Source organism: Bordetella genomosp. 8 (assembly GCF_002119685.1).
GTDB lineage: Bacteria > Pseudomonadota > Gammaproteobacteria > Burkholderiales > Burkholderiaceae_B > Bordetella_C.
In genome coordinates, this window is record NZ_CP021108.1 from 1123094 (window position 1) to 1138675 (window position 15582).

At 67.7% G+C, this 15582-nt stretch carries 15 protein-coding genes and 1 pseudogene; 9 read left to right on the plus strand and 7 right to left on the minus strand.

All coding sequences use genetic code 11. From position 1 onward, the window contains the following. Positions 1 to 21: 21 nt before the first annotated feature. Together CAL12_RS05130 and phnF are read right to left on the minus strand one after the other, a co-directional pair. Complete coding sequence (locus tag CAL12_RS05130; RefSeq protein WP_086067682.1) at positions 22 to 1218, minus strand: alpha-D-ribose 1-methylphosphonate 5-triphosphate diphosphatase; 1197 nt, start codon at positions 1216 to 1218, stop codon at positions 22 to 24. Between the two features lie 54 nt (positions 1219 to 1272). After that, entirely contained in the window at positions 1273 to 2007 is a 735-nt protein-coding gene (phnF, locus tag CAL12_RS05135) for a phosphonate metabolism transcriptional regulator PhnF (protein ID WP_086063507.1), read from the minus strand. A gap of 124 nt (positions 2008 to 2131) precedes the next feature. Between phnF and phnG the strand changes: the two genes are divergently transcribed. The 8 genes from phnG (at position 2132) to CAL12_RS05175 (ending at position 11281) form a co-directional block, all read left to right on the plus strand. Next, complete coding sequence (gene phnG, locus CAL12_RS05140; protein WP_086063508.1) at positions 2132 to 2608, plus strand: phosphonate C-P lyase system protein PhnG; 477 nt, start codon at positions 2132 to 2134, stop codon at positions 2606 to 2608. 37 nt (positions 2609 to 2645) lie between these two features. Continuing rightward, complete coding sequence (phnH, locus tag CAL12_RS05145; RefSeq protein ID WP_086067683.1) at positions 2646 to 3293, plus strand: phosphonate C-P lyase system protein PhnH; 648 nt, start codon at positions 2646 to 2648, stop codon at positions 3291 to 3293. A gap of 1 nt (position 3294) precedes the next feature. Continuing rightward, complete coding sequence (locus tag CAL12_RS05150) at positions 3295 to 4494, plus strand: carbon-phosphorus lyase complex subunit PhnI (RefSeq protein ID WP_086063509.1); 1200 nt, start codon at positions 3295 to 3297, stop codon at positions 4492 to 4494. Then, positions 4491 to 5408, plus strand: coding sequence for an alpha-D-ribose 1-methylphosphonate 5-phosphate C-P-lyase PhnJ (locus CAL12_RS05155; RefSeq protein ID WP_086063510.1), 918 nt, complete (start codon positions 4491 to 4493; stop codon positions 5406 to 5408). Before CAL12_RS05150 ends, CAL12_RS05155 begins: the two co-directional genes overlap by 4 nt. Further along, positions 5408 to 6184: a phosphonate C-P lyase system protein PhnK gene (gene phnK, locus CAL12_RS05160; protein WP_086067684.1), complete on the plus strand. Its 777-nt coding sequence runs from the start codon at positions 5408 to 5410 to the stop codon at positions 6182 to 6184. The genes CAL12_RS05155 and phnK overlap by 1 nt, the downstream gene beginning before the upstream one ends. 20 nt (positions 6185 to 6204) lie before the next feature. Continuing rightward, positions 6205 to 6918, plus strand: a complete 714-nt coding sequence (gene phnL / locus CAL12_RS05165; RefSeq protein ID WP_086063511.1) for a phosphonate C-P lyase system protein PhnL — start codon at positions 6205 to 6207, stop codon at positions 6916 to 6918. Positions 6919 to 6921: 3 nt separating this feature from the next. Next, positions 6922 to 8124, plus strand: coding sequence for an alpha-D-ribose 1-methylphosphonate 5-triphosphate diphosphatase (locus CAL12_RS05170; RefSeq protein WP_086063512.1), 1203 nt, complete (start codon positions 6922 to 6924; stop codon positions 8122 to 8124). A 73-nt stretch (positions 8125 to 8197) separates the two neighbouring features. After that, entirely contained in the window at positions 8198 to 11281 is a 3084-nt protein-coding gene (locus CAL12_RS05175; protein WP_086063513.1) for a hypothetical protein, read from the plus strand. Between the two features lie 10 nt (positions 11282 to 11291). Here CAL12_RS05175 and CAL12_RS05180 read toward each other — a convergent pair whose 3' ends face one another. The 3 genes from CAL12_RS05180 to CAL12_RS05190 are packed head-to-tail and all read right to left on the minus strand — an operon-like array spanning position 11292 to position 13659. Then, on the minus strand, positions 11292 to 11822 hold the full coding sequence (locus CAL12_RS05180; protein WP_232464714.1) for an OmpA family protein: 531 nt from the start codon (positions 11820 to 11822) through the stop codon (positions 11292 to 11294). A gap of 17 nt (positions 11823 to 11839) precedes the next feature. Continuing rightward, positions 11840 to 13120 (minus strand): diguanylate cyclase domain-containing protein, encoded by a 1281-nt coding sequence (locus CAL12_RS05185; RefSeq protein WP_086063514.1) that lies wholly within the window; start codon positions 13118 to 13120, stop codon positions 11840 to 11842. Further along, positions 13117 to 13659, minus strand: coding sequence for a YfiR family protein (locus CAL12_RS05190; RefSeq protein WP_086063515.1), 543 nt, complete (start codon positions 13657 to 13659; stop codon positions 13117 to 13119). The genes CAL12_RS05185 and CAL12_RS05190 overlap by 4 nt, the downstream gene beginning before the upstream one ends. A gap of 191 nt (positions 13660 to 13850) precedes the next feature. Between CAL12_RS05190 and CAL12_RS05195 the strand changes: the two genes are divergently transcribed. After that, positions 13851 to 14285 (plus strand): hypothetical protein, encoded by a 435-nt coding sequence (locus tag CAL12_RS05195; RefSeq protein WP_086063516.1) that lies wholly within the window; start codon positions 13851 to 13853, stop codon positions 14283 to 14285. A gap of 110 nt (positions 14286 to 14395) precedes the next feature. Here the strand turns inward: CAL12_RS05195 and CAL12_RS05200 are convergent. Both CAL12_RS05200 and CAL12_RS05205 read right to left on the minus strand, forming a co-directional pair. After that, positions 14396 to 14854, minus strand: a pseudogene (locus CAL12_RS05200) (hypothetical protein); the annotation flags it as partial. Positions 14855 to 14987: 133 nt separating this feature from the next. Beyond that, entirely contained in the window at positions 14988 to 15317 is a 330-nt protein-coding gene (locus CAL12_RS05205) for a hypothetical protein (RefSeq protein WP_086063517.1), read from the minus strand. Positions 15318 to 15582 lie beyond the last annotated feature (265 nt).

Below are 15582 nucleotides of genomic sequence, written 5' to 3' on the forward strand. Positions count from 1 at the left end.
GTCGAATTCCAGCGTCGCGCCTCACGCGTCGGCGTGGGCAAGGCGAGTGTCGAACTGCCGCGCGGCATAGCGCAACCGGCCACCGACGATGGCGGCGCAGACGCGCGGGACATCCGGCACGCTGTCGTCCACCACGATGGCATCGGCCATCATGCCGGCGTCCAGCGCACCGCGATCGCGCAGGCCGGCGGCGCGCGCCGGGTTGCGCGACACCAGTGCCCACGCCTGTTCCAGCGGCAGGATGCCGCGGTTGGCCAGCTTCATCACCGCGGTGAGCGGTGCAGGGTAGTAATAGTCGGAGGCGAGGACGTCGCACAGGCCCGCGCGGATCATTTCGGTTGCATCGGGCGCGTTGGTGTGGCTGCCGCCGCGCACGACGTTGGGCGCGCCGAAGACGATCGAATCGCCCAGCGAGCGCGCCACCTGCGCGGCCTCGGCGGTCAAGGGGAATTCCGCCACCTTGCAGCCGAGCTGGTGGTAGTAGCGCCGGGTGGCGGGGTCGCGGTCGTCATGCGACGCGACTTCCAGGCCGGCTTCGCGCGCGCAGTCCGTCAGTTCGCGCATGGCGCCGGCGACGGCGTCCGCCGACTGCATGGCGGCCCGGATGCGGTTCTGGAAGGTGTCCAGGTCGCATTCCGCGCGCTCGGCATACTGCAGCAGCTTGCGGTCGTTGCCCAGGCGTTTCGTCATGCTGGGCAGGTGGTCGTTCAATGCCAGGAAGCGCACCTTGCCGGCGCGGATCCATGCCTGCGCCGTCTCGACGCCCGCGACGTGGTGTGTCTCGAAGCGCAGGTGCACGTGATGGCGGGCGCCCATCAGGCGCTGCATGCGCTCCAGCGCGTCGAACATGCGCAGCGCATAGGGTTCCCCGCGCAGGCCGCCTTCCCAGGACAGGGTCAGGCCATGGAATTCGGTGGTGATGCCATTGGCCAGCAACTGCCGGTCGACGTCGAGCAGCGCGCCGTCATAGGGAAAGGCCACGCCCGGGCGCGGCATGACCGCGCGCTCGAAAGCATCCCCATGCAGGTCCACGATCCCGGGCAGCACCAGCAGATCGCCGGCATCGAGTTCGGCGTCCGCCAGCTCCGCGCCGATGCAGACGTCGCCGATGCGGTCGTGGTCGAAGGCCAGGGAGGCCGGGCCCACACCCTGGGCGGTCAATACCCGGCGACCGCTGATGCCGCGCAGGAAGGAAGGAGGCGTGTTGTCTGTGTGCATGGGGTCCACCTGATTGAACCGATAGATTAGGCCTGTTTCATGACGAACAGATGTCTAGATGTCTGTGCGATCGTCGTCATTGACCATCAACTGCACCCAGTCGCCGGAGAACCGCGTGATGCTGTATTGGAGCGGAGCCTGGTCCTGGTCGACGTTCAGCGCTTCCACTTTCAGGATGGGCCGTGTCTTCGGTTGGCCCAGCAGGCGCGCGATGTCGTCGTTGGGCAGCGTCGCGGTGATGCGCGACCACTTGCGCGTGTAGTCCGCGATGCCGAATTGCCGGTAGGTTTTCGAGATCGAACGCGCGGCGTTGAGCTTTTCGACGAAGCCGGGAAAGCGTTTTTCATCGAAGTAATGGTCCGCCACGCTGATGGTGCGGTTCTCGGTCTTGCCGATCAGCTTGACGTACAGCAGCTGCGCATTGCGTGGCAGGCCCAGGTGCTGGGCGATCTCGGCGGACTTGGTGACCTGGCTCGCGAGAACCTGCGCGTGGCCCAGCACGCCCTGGCTGCCCAGGTTTTCGGAAAAGCGTGTGCGCTTGCCGATGGCGTAATCGATGGCATGTTCCTGTACGAAGGTGCCGCGCCCCTGCTCGATACGTACCAGGCCGCCTTGTTCGAGCGCGCCCATCGCGCGCCGGATGGTGTGCCGGTTGACCGAGAACTTCGCGGCCAGTTCGGGTTCGGGCGGCAATTGTTCGCCGGGCGCGTAGCGCTTGTTGCGTATGTCCGTCGCCAGCGCTTCACCTATCTGGCGCCATACAGCGATGCCTGATCCTCGTTCCACCATGATGTTCTTCCCGTTATGCCGGCGCAGTCATAAAAAGTTCACCGAGATCGTGGTCCACTGCGGTTGAACTTTGCCGTGCAAGCGATCATACTACATCTACTCGTATAGACGTTTAGAGGTAACCATGACTACGCAAAGCGGTGATCGGCAGCAAGCTGCCGGTGGCACTCGCGCCGCCTGGATGCGCGTGATGGCGTTGGCGGAGCCGGATGCGCTGGCACGCGCCTACGCGGCCCTGGGCGACCTGCCCGGCTATCGCAAGCTGCGGGCGCCGGAAACCGGGATGGCGATGGTGCGCGGGCGGGCCGGCGGCACCGGCGCGCAATTCAACGTGGGCGAAGTCTCGGTCACGCGCTGCGCGGTGGCTTTCGACGGCAACGGCGTGGTCGGCACCGCCTATGTGCGCGGCCGCGCGCACCGCCATGCCGAGCAGGCCGCGGTGCTGGATGGCCTGCTGCAAATGGAGTCCTGGCATCAGCGCGTGCATGCCGGCGTCATCGAGCCCCTGGCCCGTGCGCATGCCGACAAGGCCGCCAGCCGCGCGGCGGTGGCGGCGCAGACCCGCGTGGACTTCTTCACCATGGTGCGGGGAGATAACTGATATGTCGAACCATCAATCCCTGCCTGTGTCGCCTTTCATGTCGTCGCGCGCGGCGGCTTCCGGCACGTCGAGCGGCGCCTTCGGGCACAGCGCGACGCTGCTGCCCGGCTTCGATGACCCCGTCGATGGTGCGCAGGCCGCTTTTCGCGCGGCGCTGCAGGCCCTGGCCAACCCGGGACAGATACAGGTGGTGGACGCCGCCTGCGGCGTGCCGGCGGGCCTGTCGCCGGCCATGACCGCCTTGCTGCTTGCCCTGGCGGACATCGATGCACCCGTATGGCTACCGGCCGGCGTGGACGCGGCGGTACGCGGCTTCCTGCGTTTCCACTGCGCCTGCCCGCTGGTGGACGACCCGGCCCAGGCGCGCTTCGTCGCCGTGCCGGCGGGCCACGCCATGCCCGCCCTGGCGCACTGCGATGCGGGCGATCCCGCCTATCCCGATCGTTCCGCCACGGTGCTGCTGGAGGTGAACGGCCTGGCGGCGGGCACGGCGGCGGCCAGTACGTTGACGCTTGGCGGCCCGGGCATTCCGGGCTCGCGCGCCGTGTCGGTAGCGGGACTGCCCGACGGCTTCGTGGCGCAATGGGCCGCCAATCACGCGCTGTTTCCGCTGGGTGTCGACGCCTTCCTGACGCACGGCGACCGGATCTGCGGCCTGCCGCGCACGACGCGTATGGAGAACTGACATGTATGTAGCCGTGAAGGGTGGCGAACGCGCCATCCTGAATTCGTATCGCATGCTGGACTGCTATCGCCGCGGCGATCCGGCGGTGCCGGCGCTCACCCTGGCGCAGATCCGCGAGCAGATGCCGCTGGCGGTGTCGCGGGTCATGGCCGAAGGTTCGCTGTACGACCCCCATCTGGCGGCCCTGGCGCTGAAGCAGGCCGCGGGCGACACCATAGAGGCGGTTTTCCTGCTGCGCGCCTATCGCACCACGCTGCCCCGCTTCGGCTATACGCAGCCCATGGACACGGCGCGGATGGGGCTGCAGCGACGCATTTCGGCCACGTTCAAGGATGTGCCGGGCGGCCAGGTGCTGGGACCCACCTACGACTACACGCAGCGCCTGCTGGACTTCAGCCTGGAAGACGATGCGCCGGCGGTGCCGCTGCCGCCCGCCGACGTTCCCGTTGCGGCGGAGATGCCGCGCGTCACCGATCTGCTGCGCCGCGAGTCCCTGATCGAAGGCGAGGCCGTCCCGCCGGGCGACCCCGCGCCTTTCGACCTGACTCGGCAGCCGCTGACCTTTCCCGCCTCGCGTCCGGCGCGCCTGCAGAACCTGGCGCGCGCCGATGAAGGCTATCTGCTGTCCATGGGTTATTCGACGCAGCGCGGCTACGGCAACACCCACCCCTTTGCGGCCGAGATCCGCTACGGCACGGTGGAAGTCGAAATGTTCGTCGAGGAACTCGGCTTCGCCGTCACGCTGGGCGAGATCGAGGTGACGGAGTGCCAGATGGTCAGCCAGTTCGCCGGCGACCCGCAGGAAGGGCCGCGCTTCACCCGCGGCTACGGCCTGGTGTTCGGTTACGGCGAGCGCAAGGCCATGTCCATGGCGCTGGTGGACCGCGCGCTGCGCGCGAAGGAACTCGGCGAGGCCGGCGATTCCCCCGCCAACGATCACGAGTTCGTGCTGTATCACAGCGACAACGTCGAGGCGTCCGGCTTCGTCCAGCATTTGAAGCTGCCTCATTACGTGGATTTCCAGGCCAACCTGGAGCTGGTGCGGCGCATGCGCGCGGAACTGGCCGCGCAGGCGGCGCAGGCCGACGGGCATGACGACGCGCAACAAGCCGCCACGAACACGCGGCACCCCGAACAACACGACGCGCCAGGCCTGGCCCCGGCTGCCGGCGCCACACTGGACGAGGCCATCGCATCATGACCACCGCCACGCCATCCTTCGCCACCGCCGCGCAGGGCGACATCGCGCGCGATCCGCACTACAACTTCGCCTACCTGGACGAATCGACCAAGCGCATGCTGCGCCGCGCGCTGCTGAAGGCCGTGGCGATTCCCGGCTACCAGGTGCCGTTCGGCAGCCGCGAAATGCCGCTGCCTTACGGCTGGGGCACCGGCGGCATACAGGTGACGGCCGCCATCATCGGGGCCGGCGACGTGCTGAAGGTGATCGACCAGGGGTCGGACGACACGACCAACGCGATCAACATCCGCCGCTTCTTCGCCCGCGTGACCGGGGTGCGCACGACGGAATCCACGCAGGCGGCATCGATCGTGCAGACGCGCCATCGCATTCCCGAAACGCCGCTGCGCGAAGGACAGATCATGGTCTTCCAGGTGCCGATTCCGGAACCGTTGCGCTGGCTGGAACCCAGCGAAACCGAAACGCGCACCATGCACGCGCTGGCCGAGTACGGCGGCATGCACGTCAAGCTGTACGAAGACATCGCGCAGCATGGCCATATCGCCACGACGTACGACTATCCCGTGGTGGTCAATGAACGCTATATGATGCGCCCGTCGCCCATCCCCAAGTTCGACAACCCCAAGCTGGACGGCAATCCGGCGCTCATGCTGTTCGGCGCCGGCCGTGAAAAGCGGGTGTATGCGGTGCCGCCCTATACCCGCGTCAAGAGCCTGGACTTCCAGGATCACCCGTTCACCGTGGAGAAGTGGCAGGACTGCTGCGCGCTGTGCGGATCGCACGACAGCTATCTGGACGAGATCATCCTGGACGACAAGGGCGGCCGGCAATTCGTCTGCTCGGACACCGAATACTGCGCGGACCGTCAATCCGCCGGACATCGCGGCCCCGCCGCCGAAGGGAGCGCGGCATGATGGCCACCACCCCCTTGCTTTCCGTGCGAGGCATGACGCACACCTGGGATGGCATCCACGGCTGCCGCGATATCGATTTCGACCTGTACCCCGGCGAAGTGCTGTGCGTGGTGGGCGAATCGGGATCGGGCAAGAGCACCTTGCTGCAGGCGGTGTCCTGCCAGGTGGCGCCGCAGGCCGGCAGCGTGCGCTACGACCTGCGCGAAGAAGGCCTCACCGATCTGGCGACGCTGTCCAGCGCGCGCCTGCGTCTGCTGGCGCGCACCGATTGGGGGTTCGTGCGGCAGAATCCGCGCGACGGGCTGCGCATGCAGGTCAGCGCGGGCGCGAATATCGCCGAACGGCTGATGGCGGTGGGCCAGCGTCACTACGGCGGCCTGCGCGAGGTCGCCGGCAACTGGCTGCACAAGATGGAAATCGACGTGGGCCGCCTGGATGACCGGCCGGCGGCGTTTTCCGGGGGCATGCAGCAGCGGCTGCAGATTGCCCGCAACCTGGTGACGCACCCGCGCATGGTGTTCATGGACGAACCGACCGCGTCGCTGGACGTGTCGGTGCAGGCCCGGTTGCTGGACCTGCTGCGGCAACTGGTATCGGACCTGGGGCTGGCCGCGATCGTGGTCACGCACGACCTGGCGGTGGCGCGCCTGCTGGCGCATCGGACGCTGGTGATGCGCGGCGGCCACGTCGTCGAAAGCGGCCTGACCGACCAGATCCTGGACGATCCGCAGCACCCGTATACGCAGCTGCTCGTATCTTCCATATTGCAGGGCTAGAGGAAGGACGGATTATTGACATGACGGAAAGACACATCATGATGGAAGCGCGGGGGCTGTCCAAGCTCTTCACGCTGCATAACCAGGGCGGCATCACGCTGCCGGTGCTGCGCGATGTTTCCTTCGACGCCGCGCGCGGCGAATGCCTGGTGCTGGCCGGGCCTTCCGGTACCGGCAAGAGCACGCTGCTGCGCTGCCTGTACGGCAACTACCTGGCAACGTCGGGCAGCATCCGCCTGCGCGATGGCGAGGACTGGGTGGACCTGACCCGCGCGCCCGAGCAGCGCATCCTGCAACTGCGACGCGACGTGATCGGCTACGTCAGCCAGTTCCTGCGCGCCGTCCCCCGCGTCTCGACGCTGGACGTGGTCGCCGAGCCGCTGCGCCACCGTGGCGTGGATGCCGGCGAAGCCCGCGAACGCGCCGCCGGCCTGCTGCAACGGCTGCGACTGCCCCGGCGCCTGTGGGACCTGCCGCCGGCCACCTTTTCCGGCGGCGAACAGCAGCGCGTGAACATCGCGCGCGGCTTCATCGGCGGCCATCCATTGCTGCTGCTCGACGAGCCGACGGCGTCGCTCGACGCGGGCAATCGCGAGGTCGTCGTCGCCCTGATCCGCGACGCCGTGGCCCAGGGCCGCTGCGTGATCGGCATATTTCACGACGATGCCGTGCGCGACGCCGTGGCGACGCGCGTCCTCGCCCTGGAACCGGCCGTCGCGGCCCTGCAGGAGTAAGCCATGCCGACTACGCTGCTGACCCATGCCCGCATCGTGCTGGCCGACGACGTCCTCGAAAACGCCTCGCTGCTGATCGAGGACGACCTTATCGCCGCGGTGGATCCCGACGGCGCGCGGCCTGACCATGTCGTCGACCTGCGCGGCCATACGCTGGTGCCCGGCCTGGTCGACCTGCACTGCGACGCCATCGAAAAAGAAGCCGAGCCGCGCTCCCGCGTCCTGTTTCCCCTGGAGTTCGCGGTGGCGCAGGTGGACCGCCGCAATGCCGCCGCCGGCATCACCACGCCTTACCACGCGGTATCCTTCGCCAACCGCGAATGGGGCGTGCGCAACAACGAAACCGCCGCGCAGGTCATCCGCATGGTGCATGCCTTCCGCCAGCACAGCCTGGTGGACAATCGCGTGCACTGCCGCTACGAAGTCACCGATCCCCATGCGGTTCCCGTGTTGAGCAGCCTGATGGACGAAGGGGTGGTGCACCTGCTGTCGGTCATGGACCATTCACCTGGCCAGGGCCAGTTCAAGACGCTGGATGCCTATCTCGAGTACATGATGGGCAACCACGGGATGAGCCGCGAACAGGCCGAGGAAGCCGCGCAGGCCAAGACGGCGGCGCGGGAAGGCGCCGTCGGGCGGGTCGAGCATCTGCTCGAGCGTGCCCGCCTGAACGGCATCCCGACCGCCAGCCATGACGACGATTCCGTGCATCGCATCGCGGCGATGCGCGCCCTGGGCGTGGCGATGAGCGAGTTCCCCATCACCCTGGACACCGCCAAGGCTGCGGTATCGTGCGGGCTGCCGACCATACTGGGGGCGCCGAATGTATTGCGCGGGCAAAGCCAGAGCGGTTCCATGCGCGCCATCGACGCGATACGCGCGGGCGTCGCGAGTTGCCTGTGCTCCGATTACCAGCCGTCCACGCTGATCGCCGCCGCCTTCGTCGCGGCCCGCCAGGCGTCGCTGCCGCTGCCGCGCGCGCTGGCGCTGGTCACGTCCAATCCCGCCGACGCCGCCGGCCTGCGCGATCGCGGCCGCATCCAGGCGGGCCTGCGCGCCGACCTGACGGCGGTCGCCATGGTCGGTGGGCAGCCGCTGGTCAGTCATACCTGGAGCGCGGGCAGGCAGGTGTTCTCCGCGGGCTATCCGATGCCGGCCGATCACGCCCAGCCGGCCAGCCGGGGCAGCGCGGCGCTGGCGGCCTAGCGCGCCGGAGGCGGGAACCGGGCCGGAACCATATTCCGCAGCCGCCACACAAGCGGTTTTTGTGGGATGTGGCATGTACGCACAGACGGCAGGCGTGGTCGCGCACGCGGCGTCCGGTTTCCGGCCCGAATTTTTCCTTCCCTTGCAGTCGAAAGCGGACGCGCCGCTGTCCAGCGCGGCGCTCTCCAGCGCGGCGCCTTCCGATACCGAGTCCTCGGACACCGGCATCAGTTATTCGCGGGAGCTGCACGGCTCCAATCGGGCATTCTGCGCAAGCCCCGCGTTTCCGCGCTATCGCGAAGAAATGCGCGTGCTGCTGGACATCCTGACTGCCTTCGCCATACACGACGACATGCCCGCGGCCACGCGAACGGCGATCGCCGACGGCTTCAGCCAGTTGTACCAACGGCGCTTCGATGCCCCCTACGTCGAGCCATATGCCGAACTGATCGACGGGCCGGGCAAGCGCGCGCTGGAAAGCATCTGCGCGCTGGTCCACGACGAATCGATACCGCTGGCCCTGCGCCGCGCCACGGCGTGCAATCTTTCGGCAAGCCTGAGCGTGTGCCAGGGCGGCACGCTGTCCAATCTGTTGCTTGCGCAACGGACCTTGATGACGTCCGCCGGCGGCATACGCGCCAGGTTGTGGAAGATCAAGGACGAATGCGCGCGTGCGCTGCTGCTGGAAGCGGTGCACGAAAAATTCCACACCCGCAAGGAATACCTCTCGGCCGAGATGCATTACGTCAATTCAGCCTGGAACCTGCTGGCGGGCGAGTTCGGCCTGCAAGCGATGAACGATCCCGGTGCCGATGCCTTGCTGGCCGGCGATACCGCGTTCCTGGGTTTGTGCCGCGCGCGGCTGCTGGCGGGACTCACCCCCGAAAACCTGGCCACCCGGCTGGCGGAAGACTGTCTGGGCGCGTTCGTGGGATCGGCGCCTGAAGGCGCGCGTGGCGCGCCCTACGGCGCAGGCATCCCGGCCTGGTTCGACAGCGCCCTGGAAAGCATCCTGCTGGACCTGCGCCTGGGCGCGGACAGATTGACGCTGCATGCCTTCGTGCAGCTGGACGAAGCCGGCCAGCGCTACAGGTTGAGAACCGACGCCACCCTGGTCGCCGTGGCGCTGCTGGACGCGATCCATGCGGAAGGGCTGATGGACCACATGCCGCAATACGGCGGCGAGTGGGTGGACCAGGATGGCCAGCGGGCCGCCATGCTGGTGCATGGCACCTTGGCCTGGCGCGCCAGCGCCACGGGCCGGGGGGAGGCGCGCCCCGTCTGGAATGCAGCGGAAAGCGCCGCGGAACTGCTCACCGTGGAAGACCTGCGCCGCTGGAAGAACGCGTACGACCCGTTCGGCGACGATGTCCCCGCGATCCTGCTGCGGGCGGCGATCAGGGCCGACGAACCCGAGGCGCTGGCGGCGGTGCCGGCGGCCTGGCTGATGGACGCCGATACCGCGCTGCAGTTGCTGGCGCGTATGGGCGACGAGCGGGCAAACCGCTACCTGGAAACGCACGTATCGCATTTCCTGGTGCGCTTCCCGCACGATCAGCGGGCGGCCTTCATCGACGGGGCGATGCATCGCGGCCATGCGGCGGGCCTGCTGGCGTGCAGCTGGTATGCGGACATGTATGCCTTGCTGAGCGAGACACCCGTCGCCGGCGGCCCGACGCGATTGCAGCGCTGGATGACGCTGCGCGATGCCGCCGCCATCGACGCCGTCCGCGATCTGGCGGACAACGGCTGGGGCGGTGCGACCTGCCCGCCCAGGAAAGCCGCGCAGCTTGCGGCACTGATGCGCGGACACAAGCAGACCCCCATCCTCTACGAAGCCATGGCGCGCGGCGATGCCGCCGGCATTGCCGCGTGGGGGCGGCTGCTATGTTCGTCCGCGATCCTGCCGAACATCGGGGCGATGCTGCCGGACCTGCTGGTCGCCGACCGCCAGGGCGGCATTTCCGCGCTGTCCGAGGCGATGCACAAGAACTGCGCCGCATCGGTGGCGGCCTACGGCGCGATGCTGGCCGATGCGCGGCTGTTGCAGGAAGTGCATACGCAACTGCCCGCGCTCCTGGCGGGTACCGGATCGCGGTTCCGGCGTACGCCGCACCGTGCGACTGCGCTGATGTACGGCATGGACGGCGGCGCCGTGGCGGCGATCGAGGCCTATGGAGAATTGCTGGTGCAGCCGGCGCTGCTGTCGCGGATAAGCAAGGATATTCCCAAGCTGTTCGGCATCAGCGGCGCCGGCAGGCGCGGCTCGGCGCGCGCCTATCGCCGGGCGCCCTTGTGGTGGGCCATGAACAATGGACACGCCGGCGCCGTGGGCGCCTTCCAGCGGATACTGACGCAGGCGGCGGTGATGGACTGCATGAAGCCACACCTGCCGGACGTGCTCGCCGGGTGGGACCCGGCGGGCCGTATCACCGCCTTGCACGCGGCGTTGCGCAAGGACTACGCGGCAGCCATCGACGCCTACCATGCCTTCCTGGCCCATCCCGACGTCTTGCCGCGGATCCGCGCCGCGCTGCCCGAACTGCTGCGGGCCGAGGACAGCTGGGGATCGCCGGGGCTCGCGATCGCGGCGTCCCGCGGATGCGCGCGGGCCATCGCCGCCTATCACGCGATACTGGTCGACGATGCCATCTGGCCAACTGTCCGCGCCAGCCTGCCCGGCTTGTTGAAGGCACGCCCCCTGGGGGAAGCCACCGGCCTGGCGCAGGCCCTGGGTGCCGGGCATGCCGACGTGCTCAAGGCTTATCACGCCATGCTGGTGGACCGGAAGATCCTGCCCGAAATACAGCATGTCCTGGCCACCCTGCTGATCAAGCGCGGCGTATCCGGCATGACCGGATTGCCCCTGGCGGTGCGCGGCGGCTACCAGCCCGCGATAGACGCTTTTCGCGCGATCCTGGTGGACAGCCGCATCGAACCGTACATCGGCGGGGCGGTCGGCCGGCGCAGCGTGCGATCTCGCCGCTTCGCCGCCGCGCGCCGGCCGGCATCCGTGCCGGAAGCCGGACAGCCGGGGGTGTCGCCGGCCTGGGAGGGTAAGGTGGATCAGTGGCTGGCCGTGTACCTGGACAGCCGCGCGCCGCGGGGCGGCCTGCTGGACCGGATCGTCTTCTGGTTGCAGCGCTGGATGGTATGAGTCCCAGGCCTTATTCCACGGTGATGACGATCGCGACGCGGCGGTTTTCCGCGCGGCCGGCCGGAGTGCCGTTGTCGGCCACCGGCCGGGTCGCGCCCAAGCCGCGTACCTGGACGTTGGCCGCCGGCATGCCGGCGGCCTTGACGACGTCGGCGACGGCCTGGGCACGCCGCAAAGACAACTGCTGGTTGTAGTCGGCGGCGCCGACATTGTCGGTATGGCCGTCCAGACGCATGCGGTCCAGGCCGACGCGCAGCAGGTTGCCGGTCAGGCGCTGCAGGTTCTGGCCGGCTTCCGGCTTGACGACATAGGCGTCGAAGTCGAACAGCACCTTATCGGACAGCCCCAACTCCCAGCCTTCCTCGGTCTGCTTGAAGCCTTCCTGCTTGAGCACGGCGATCTGCGCTGGCGTCAGCCCTTTGTGCACGGTCTGGCAGCCGGCCAGCACCAGTCCGGCGCAGGCCAGCCACAGGATCCAGCGCAGGCAGGCGCCGATCGTGGCGGGAAAACGGCCGGGGGCGGATAGACGGATGGCGGACACGGAAGGACTCCTCTGCGTTAGTTGTAGGCGGTATGGATTTCGCGCGACGGCCGTCCGCGGCGGCCGGCCGTCGACTGGGTGCCGCCGCCGCGCCGTTTCGCGCGGTACATCGCGCTATCCGCCGCGTCGAACAGGTCGGTGGGATTGCCGGCATGATCGGGATAGACGGCGATGCCGATGCTCAGCGAACAGATGATATGTTCGCCGTTGGGAAGGCGGATGGGGGACCGCATGCCCAGCAGGATGTCGTCGGCGATGCGCTGCGCGTCGCTCAGTTCGCGCAGGGGCGACAGCATGACGGCGAACTCGTCGCCGCCCAGCCGGGCGACGACATCGCCTTCGCGCAACTGGCCGCGTACGCGCGCGGCGATGTTGATCAGGACGGCATCGCCGGCCGCGTGGCCCATGCCGTCATTGATTTCCTTGAACCGGTCGCTATCCAGGAACATGATGGCCACGCGACGGTCCAGTACGGCGGCATCGTGGATGGCGCGGTCCAGCTGCTCTTCGAAGTGCGCACGGTTCGGCAGCCCGGTCAGGCTGTCGTGCGCGGCCTTGTGCGCCAGCGATGCGTTTTCATGCAGCCATTGCGTCTGCCAGGCTTCCAGCTCATCCAGCAAGGCATTGAAGTCTTCCCCTAGCGCATGCAGTTCCTGGATGCGCGCGGGCGGCACGCGGCGTGCGAAGGCGCGCTCGTTGCGCACGGCGTGGGCGACCTCGGCCAGCGTCCGCAGCGGGCGCACGATTTCGCGCGAGGTCCTGCGGGAGAGCCAGCTGGCGATCAGTCCGCTGACGAGTACGCAGGCCAGCACGCCGCCCAGCCCTTTCAACAGGAAATCGAACAGATTGGCGCCCCGGCTCACCAGCAGCAGGCGGCCCACCACCTGGCCCTGGTGCGCGATGGGGGTGTAGACGGGCGGCGGATTGACCAGCCGCGCCACCTGCTCCCGAATCCAGACGAAGTTTTCCTGTTGCGGGTGATGCCATTCCGCCAGGATCTCGTTACGCCCGTCGAAGACTACGGCGGACGACACGTCCTCCCTGGCGGCGATCGTCGCCAGGATTTCCATGGCGGCCTGGCGGTCCTGGAAGACGGTGGCCGCTTCCACGGTGTAGGCGATGGACCGGGCGATCAGCTTCTGGTGGTGATCGCTATAGGTTCGCAGCGCGAACAATCCCATCACCATCACGATAATGCCGGCCAGCCCCACGGCGAACAGGGTCACGGCGATGTGCAGTCTGCGCAGCGCCTGGCGCAGGGTGGGGCGGTTGTAGTCGGGGCGCGCGTTCTTCTTCATGGAGATGACCTGCGACGCGAAAGCTGAAGCACGCTGGGATTGATGCGAACACCGCTGCGCGCCACGGAATCGAGATTGATCTGGAACCCGACACGGTCGGACTGGACGTCCAGACAGAACATGCCGCCGACGGCGCACTCGGCGTCGTCCTCGACGATGCTGACCACGGGATGGCCCACGATGCGCCGCAACAGCCGTTGCCGCGCCTCATTGCCCAGGCCTCCCATATAGACCGCGTCGCAGCCCGCCACCAGCGCGGGATCGTCCGCGGCCATCCGCCGCGCCTGTACGGCCAGCGAGGGCGGTCGCGCCTGTTCGTCGAACAGGGCGGCCGCGTAGGCCGGCTGGCCCGCGACGCACAGGCGTATCGCTTCAGGCTGCACCGGCCAGCGTGCATAGCCCAGGATCCCCATGACCACCTGGCCCACCATGGCGGCGCGGGCATCCGCATCGGCCGGCAAGGGGGCGGCGCCCGCGGCCGCATGGAAGACCGCCAGCAGCGCAGGCAACCAGAAGCGCCATGCGTGGCGGCCTATCATGGGAGCGGCAAATGGGAAGAGGATCCGGATAAACCGTGGGAGTGTAGATTAGTTTGGTTATTTTTTGTCAATAGCCGTCAGATGCATTAAGCCTTCGGCACGATCCGGGAAAGAACGTCGATGGCGCAACCACCGTCAGGCGCCACGCGTTACCATGGCGACCGGACTCAAATTCCGGTGGAGGATCCGAGATGGCGCTCCTGAAATTCAACCAGGACCCCGAAGAGCCAGAACTCTGGGCGGTGGAAAACGTCATGTATGCGGTGGATCGTCCCCCCATACACGTGATGGTGCAGACCGACGGCGAAACGCCGTCGCGCGAGTGCCAGAAGGTACTGCTTGCCCTGCTGGACGGCTTGAGCGACAAGGTCCTGGAGGCCGCGGAGCTGCTGCTCGAGCAGTATTCGCGCGACGAATGCGAAAAGATGGGGATCGACCTGGCGCGGCTGCCGCGCAAGGACACGCCCGAGGCCATGGCGGAGGTGGCCGTGCTGCGGGCGCTATGGGTGTTCGACGAAAGCGGCGAGGACTACGAATTGTGGTTCACCGTCCCGTGGGACCAGGAACATACCTACGACGTCGAATTCGAAGGCGGCGAAGCCGTCGCCTGCACGATCAACGAATAGCCGCCTTACTCCGCGGGGCCGTACTGCGTGGCGCCGGCCGCCGACGTTCCGGCCGCCGAGGCGCCCGATGAGCCGGCGTCTTCTTCGTCATGGCGCCGGGTGCGGTCCCGCAGGTACTCCACCGGTACATTGGGGCTCACCTGCGTGACCCGGTCCCGCTGGATGCGCGAAGAGACGAAACCCACTTTCTTGGTGGCGGCGCCCTGCAGTAGTACCGAGAGGATCGCGCCCTTGTCCTGGATCCATTGCGTCTTGCCGCGCAGCAGCCTGACGGCGTCTTCGGGCGGTCCCAGCTTGAAGGTGGCGCCGCTGATGGTCGTGGTCTTGCGTCCGGCGAAGTCCGCTTCGGTCAGGCTGGTCATCGACACCGCATCCAGGTTGCTGCTCATGCTGTCGATGCGGTAGACGAAATTGATCTGCGTATGCGGATCCTGGATCACGATGAATTTTTCCGAGCCGGAAAAATCACCCAGCTGGCCGACGATGATGGATTCGACCCATTGATTGCCGCGTTTTTCCTCTGTGTACAGAAAAACCGTCGGAGGAGCGGATGTGAAATTCTGCGTCATGGCGTAAGAAAAGGGCCGGCCCCCATGGGCCCGGCGGCGCGGTGATCCCGGCGCGAACGCGCGGGAGTTTACCCGGGATCGCGCCGGCATGGACGCCCGGCGCGCCCCGCGGCGCGGGGTTCCACGCGGGTGCTTATTGGCCTTGCGCGCGGCGTTGGTTCAACTGGTCCAGGCAGACGCCCACGGCCTGGCGCATTTTTTCCGCCGAGGTGGCTTCCCGGTCGGCGTCGTTGCGGCATTGCGTGTACAGGCGCACGCTTTCGGGCGTGTCGCGCACGGGCGGCGGCGGGGGCACGGCAGGTCCCTGCGGCGTCACGGTCATGCGCAGCGTGGAAGGGGGCGACAGGCTGCCGTCATGGCCGGGAAACTGCATCTCCTGCGGGGCCTGGGCCTGGGCGGAAGCCGCGCCTGCGGCGGCCCACATCAGGGCGATTGCGATCGCGGATATCGCGCGTGATTTCATGCTGTCCTCTGAGGATGCGCCGGCATGCGCCGGACGGGTGGGCGGACGAGCCGCCTTGCAAGGGGCTTGCCCGAGCTTAACAGGCGTAAGACACGGCGGCCGGCCGGTGGTTCACGCCGTGAAACCGGTCCCGGGCGGACGTGCAGGGTAATGCCCGGAAACAATCGCACGCCCGGGCTAGTGCCTACGTCCCAAGAACTTTCCTTGCAGCCCCGCTAAAATCGCCCGGTTCGGCTCGATCGCCGGTAAAAATTCAACATCACTC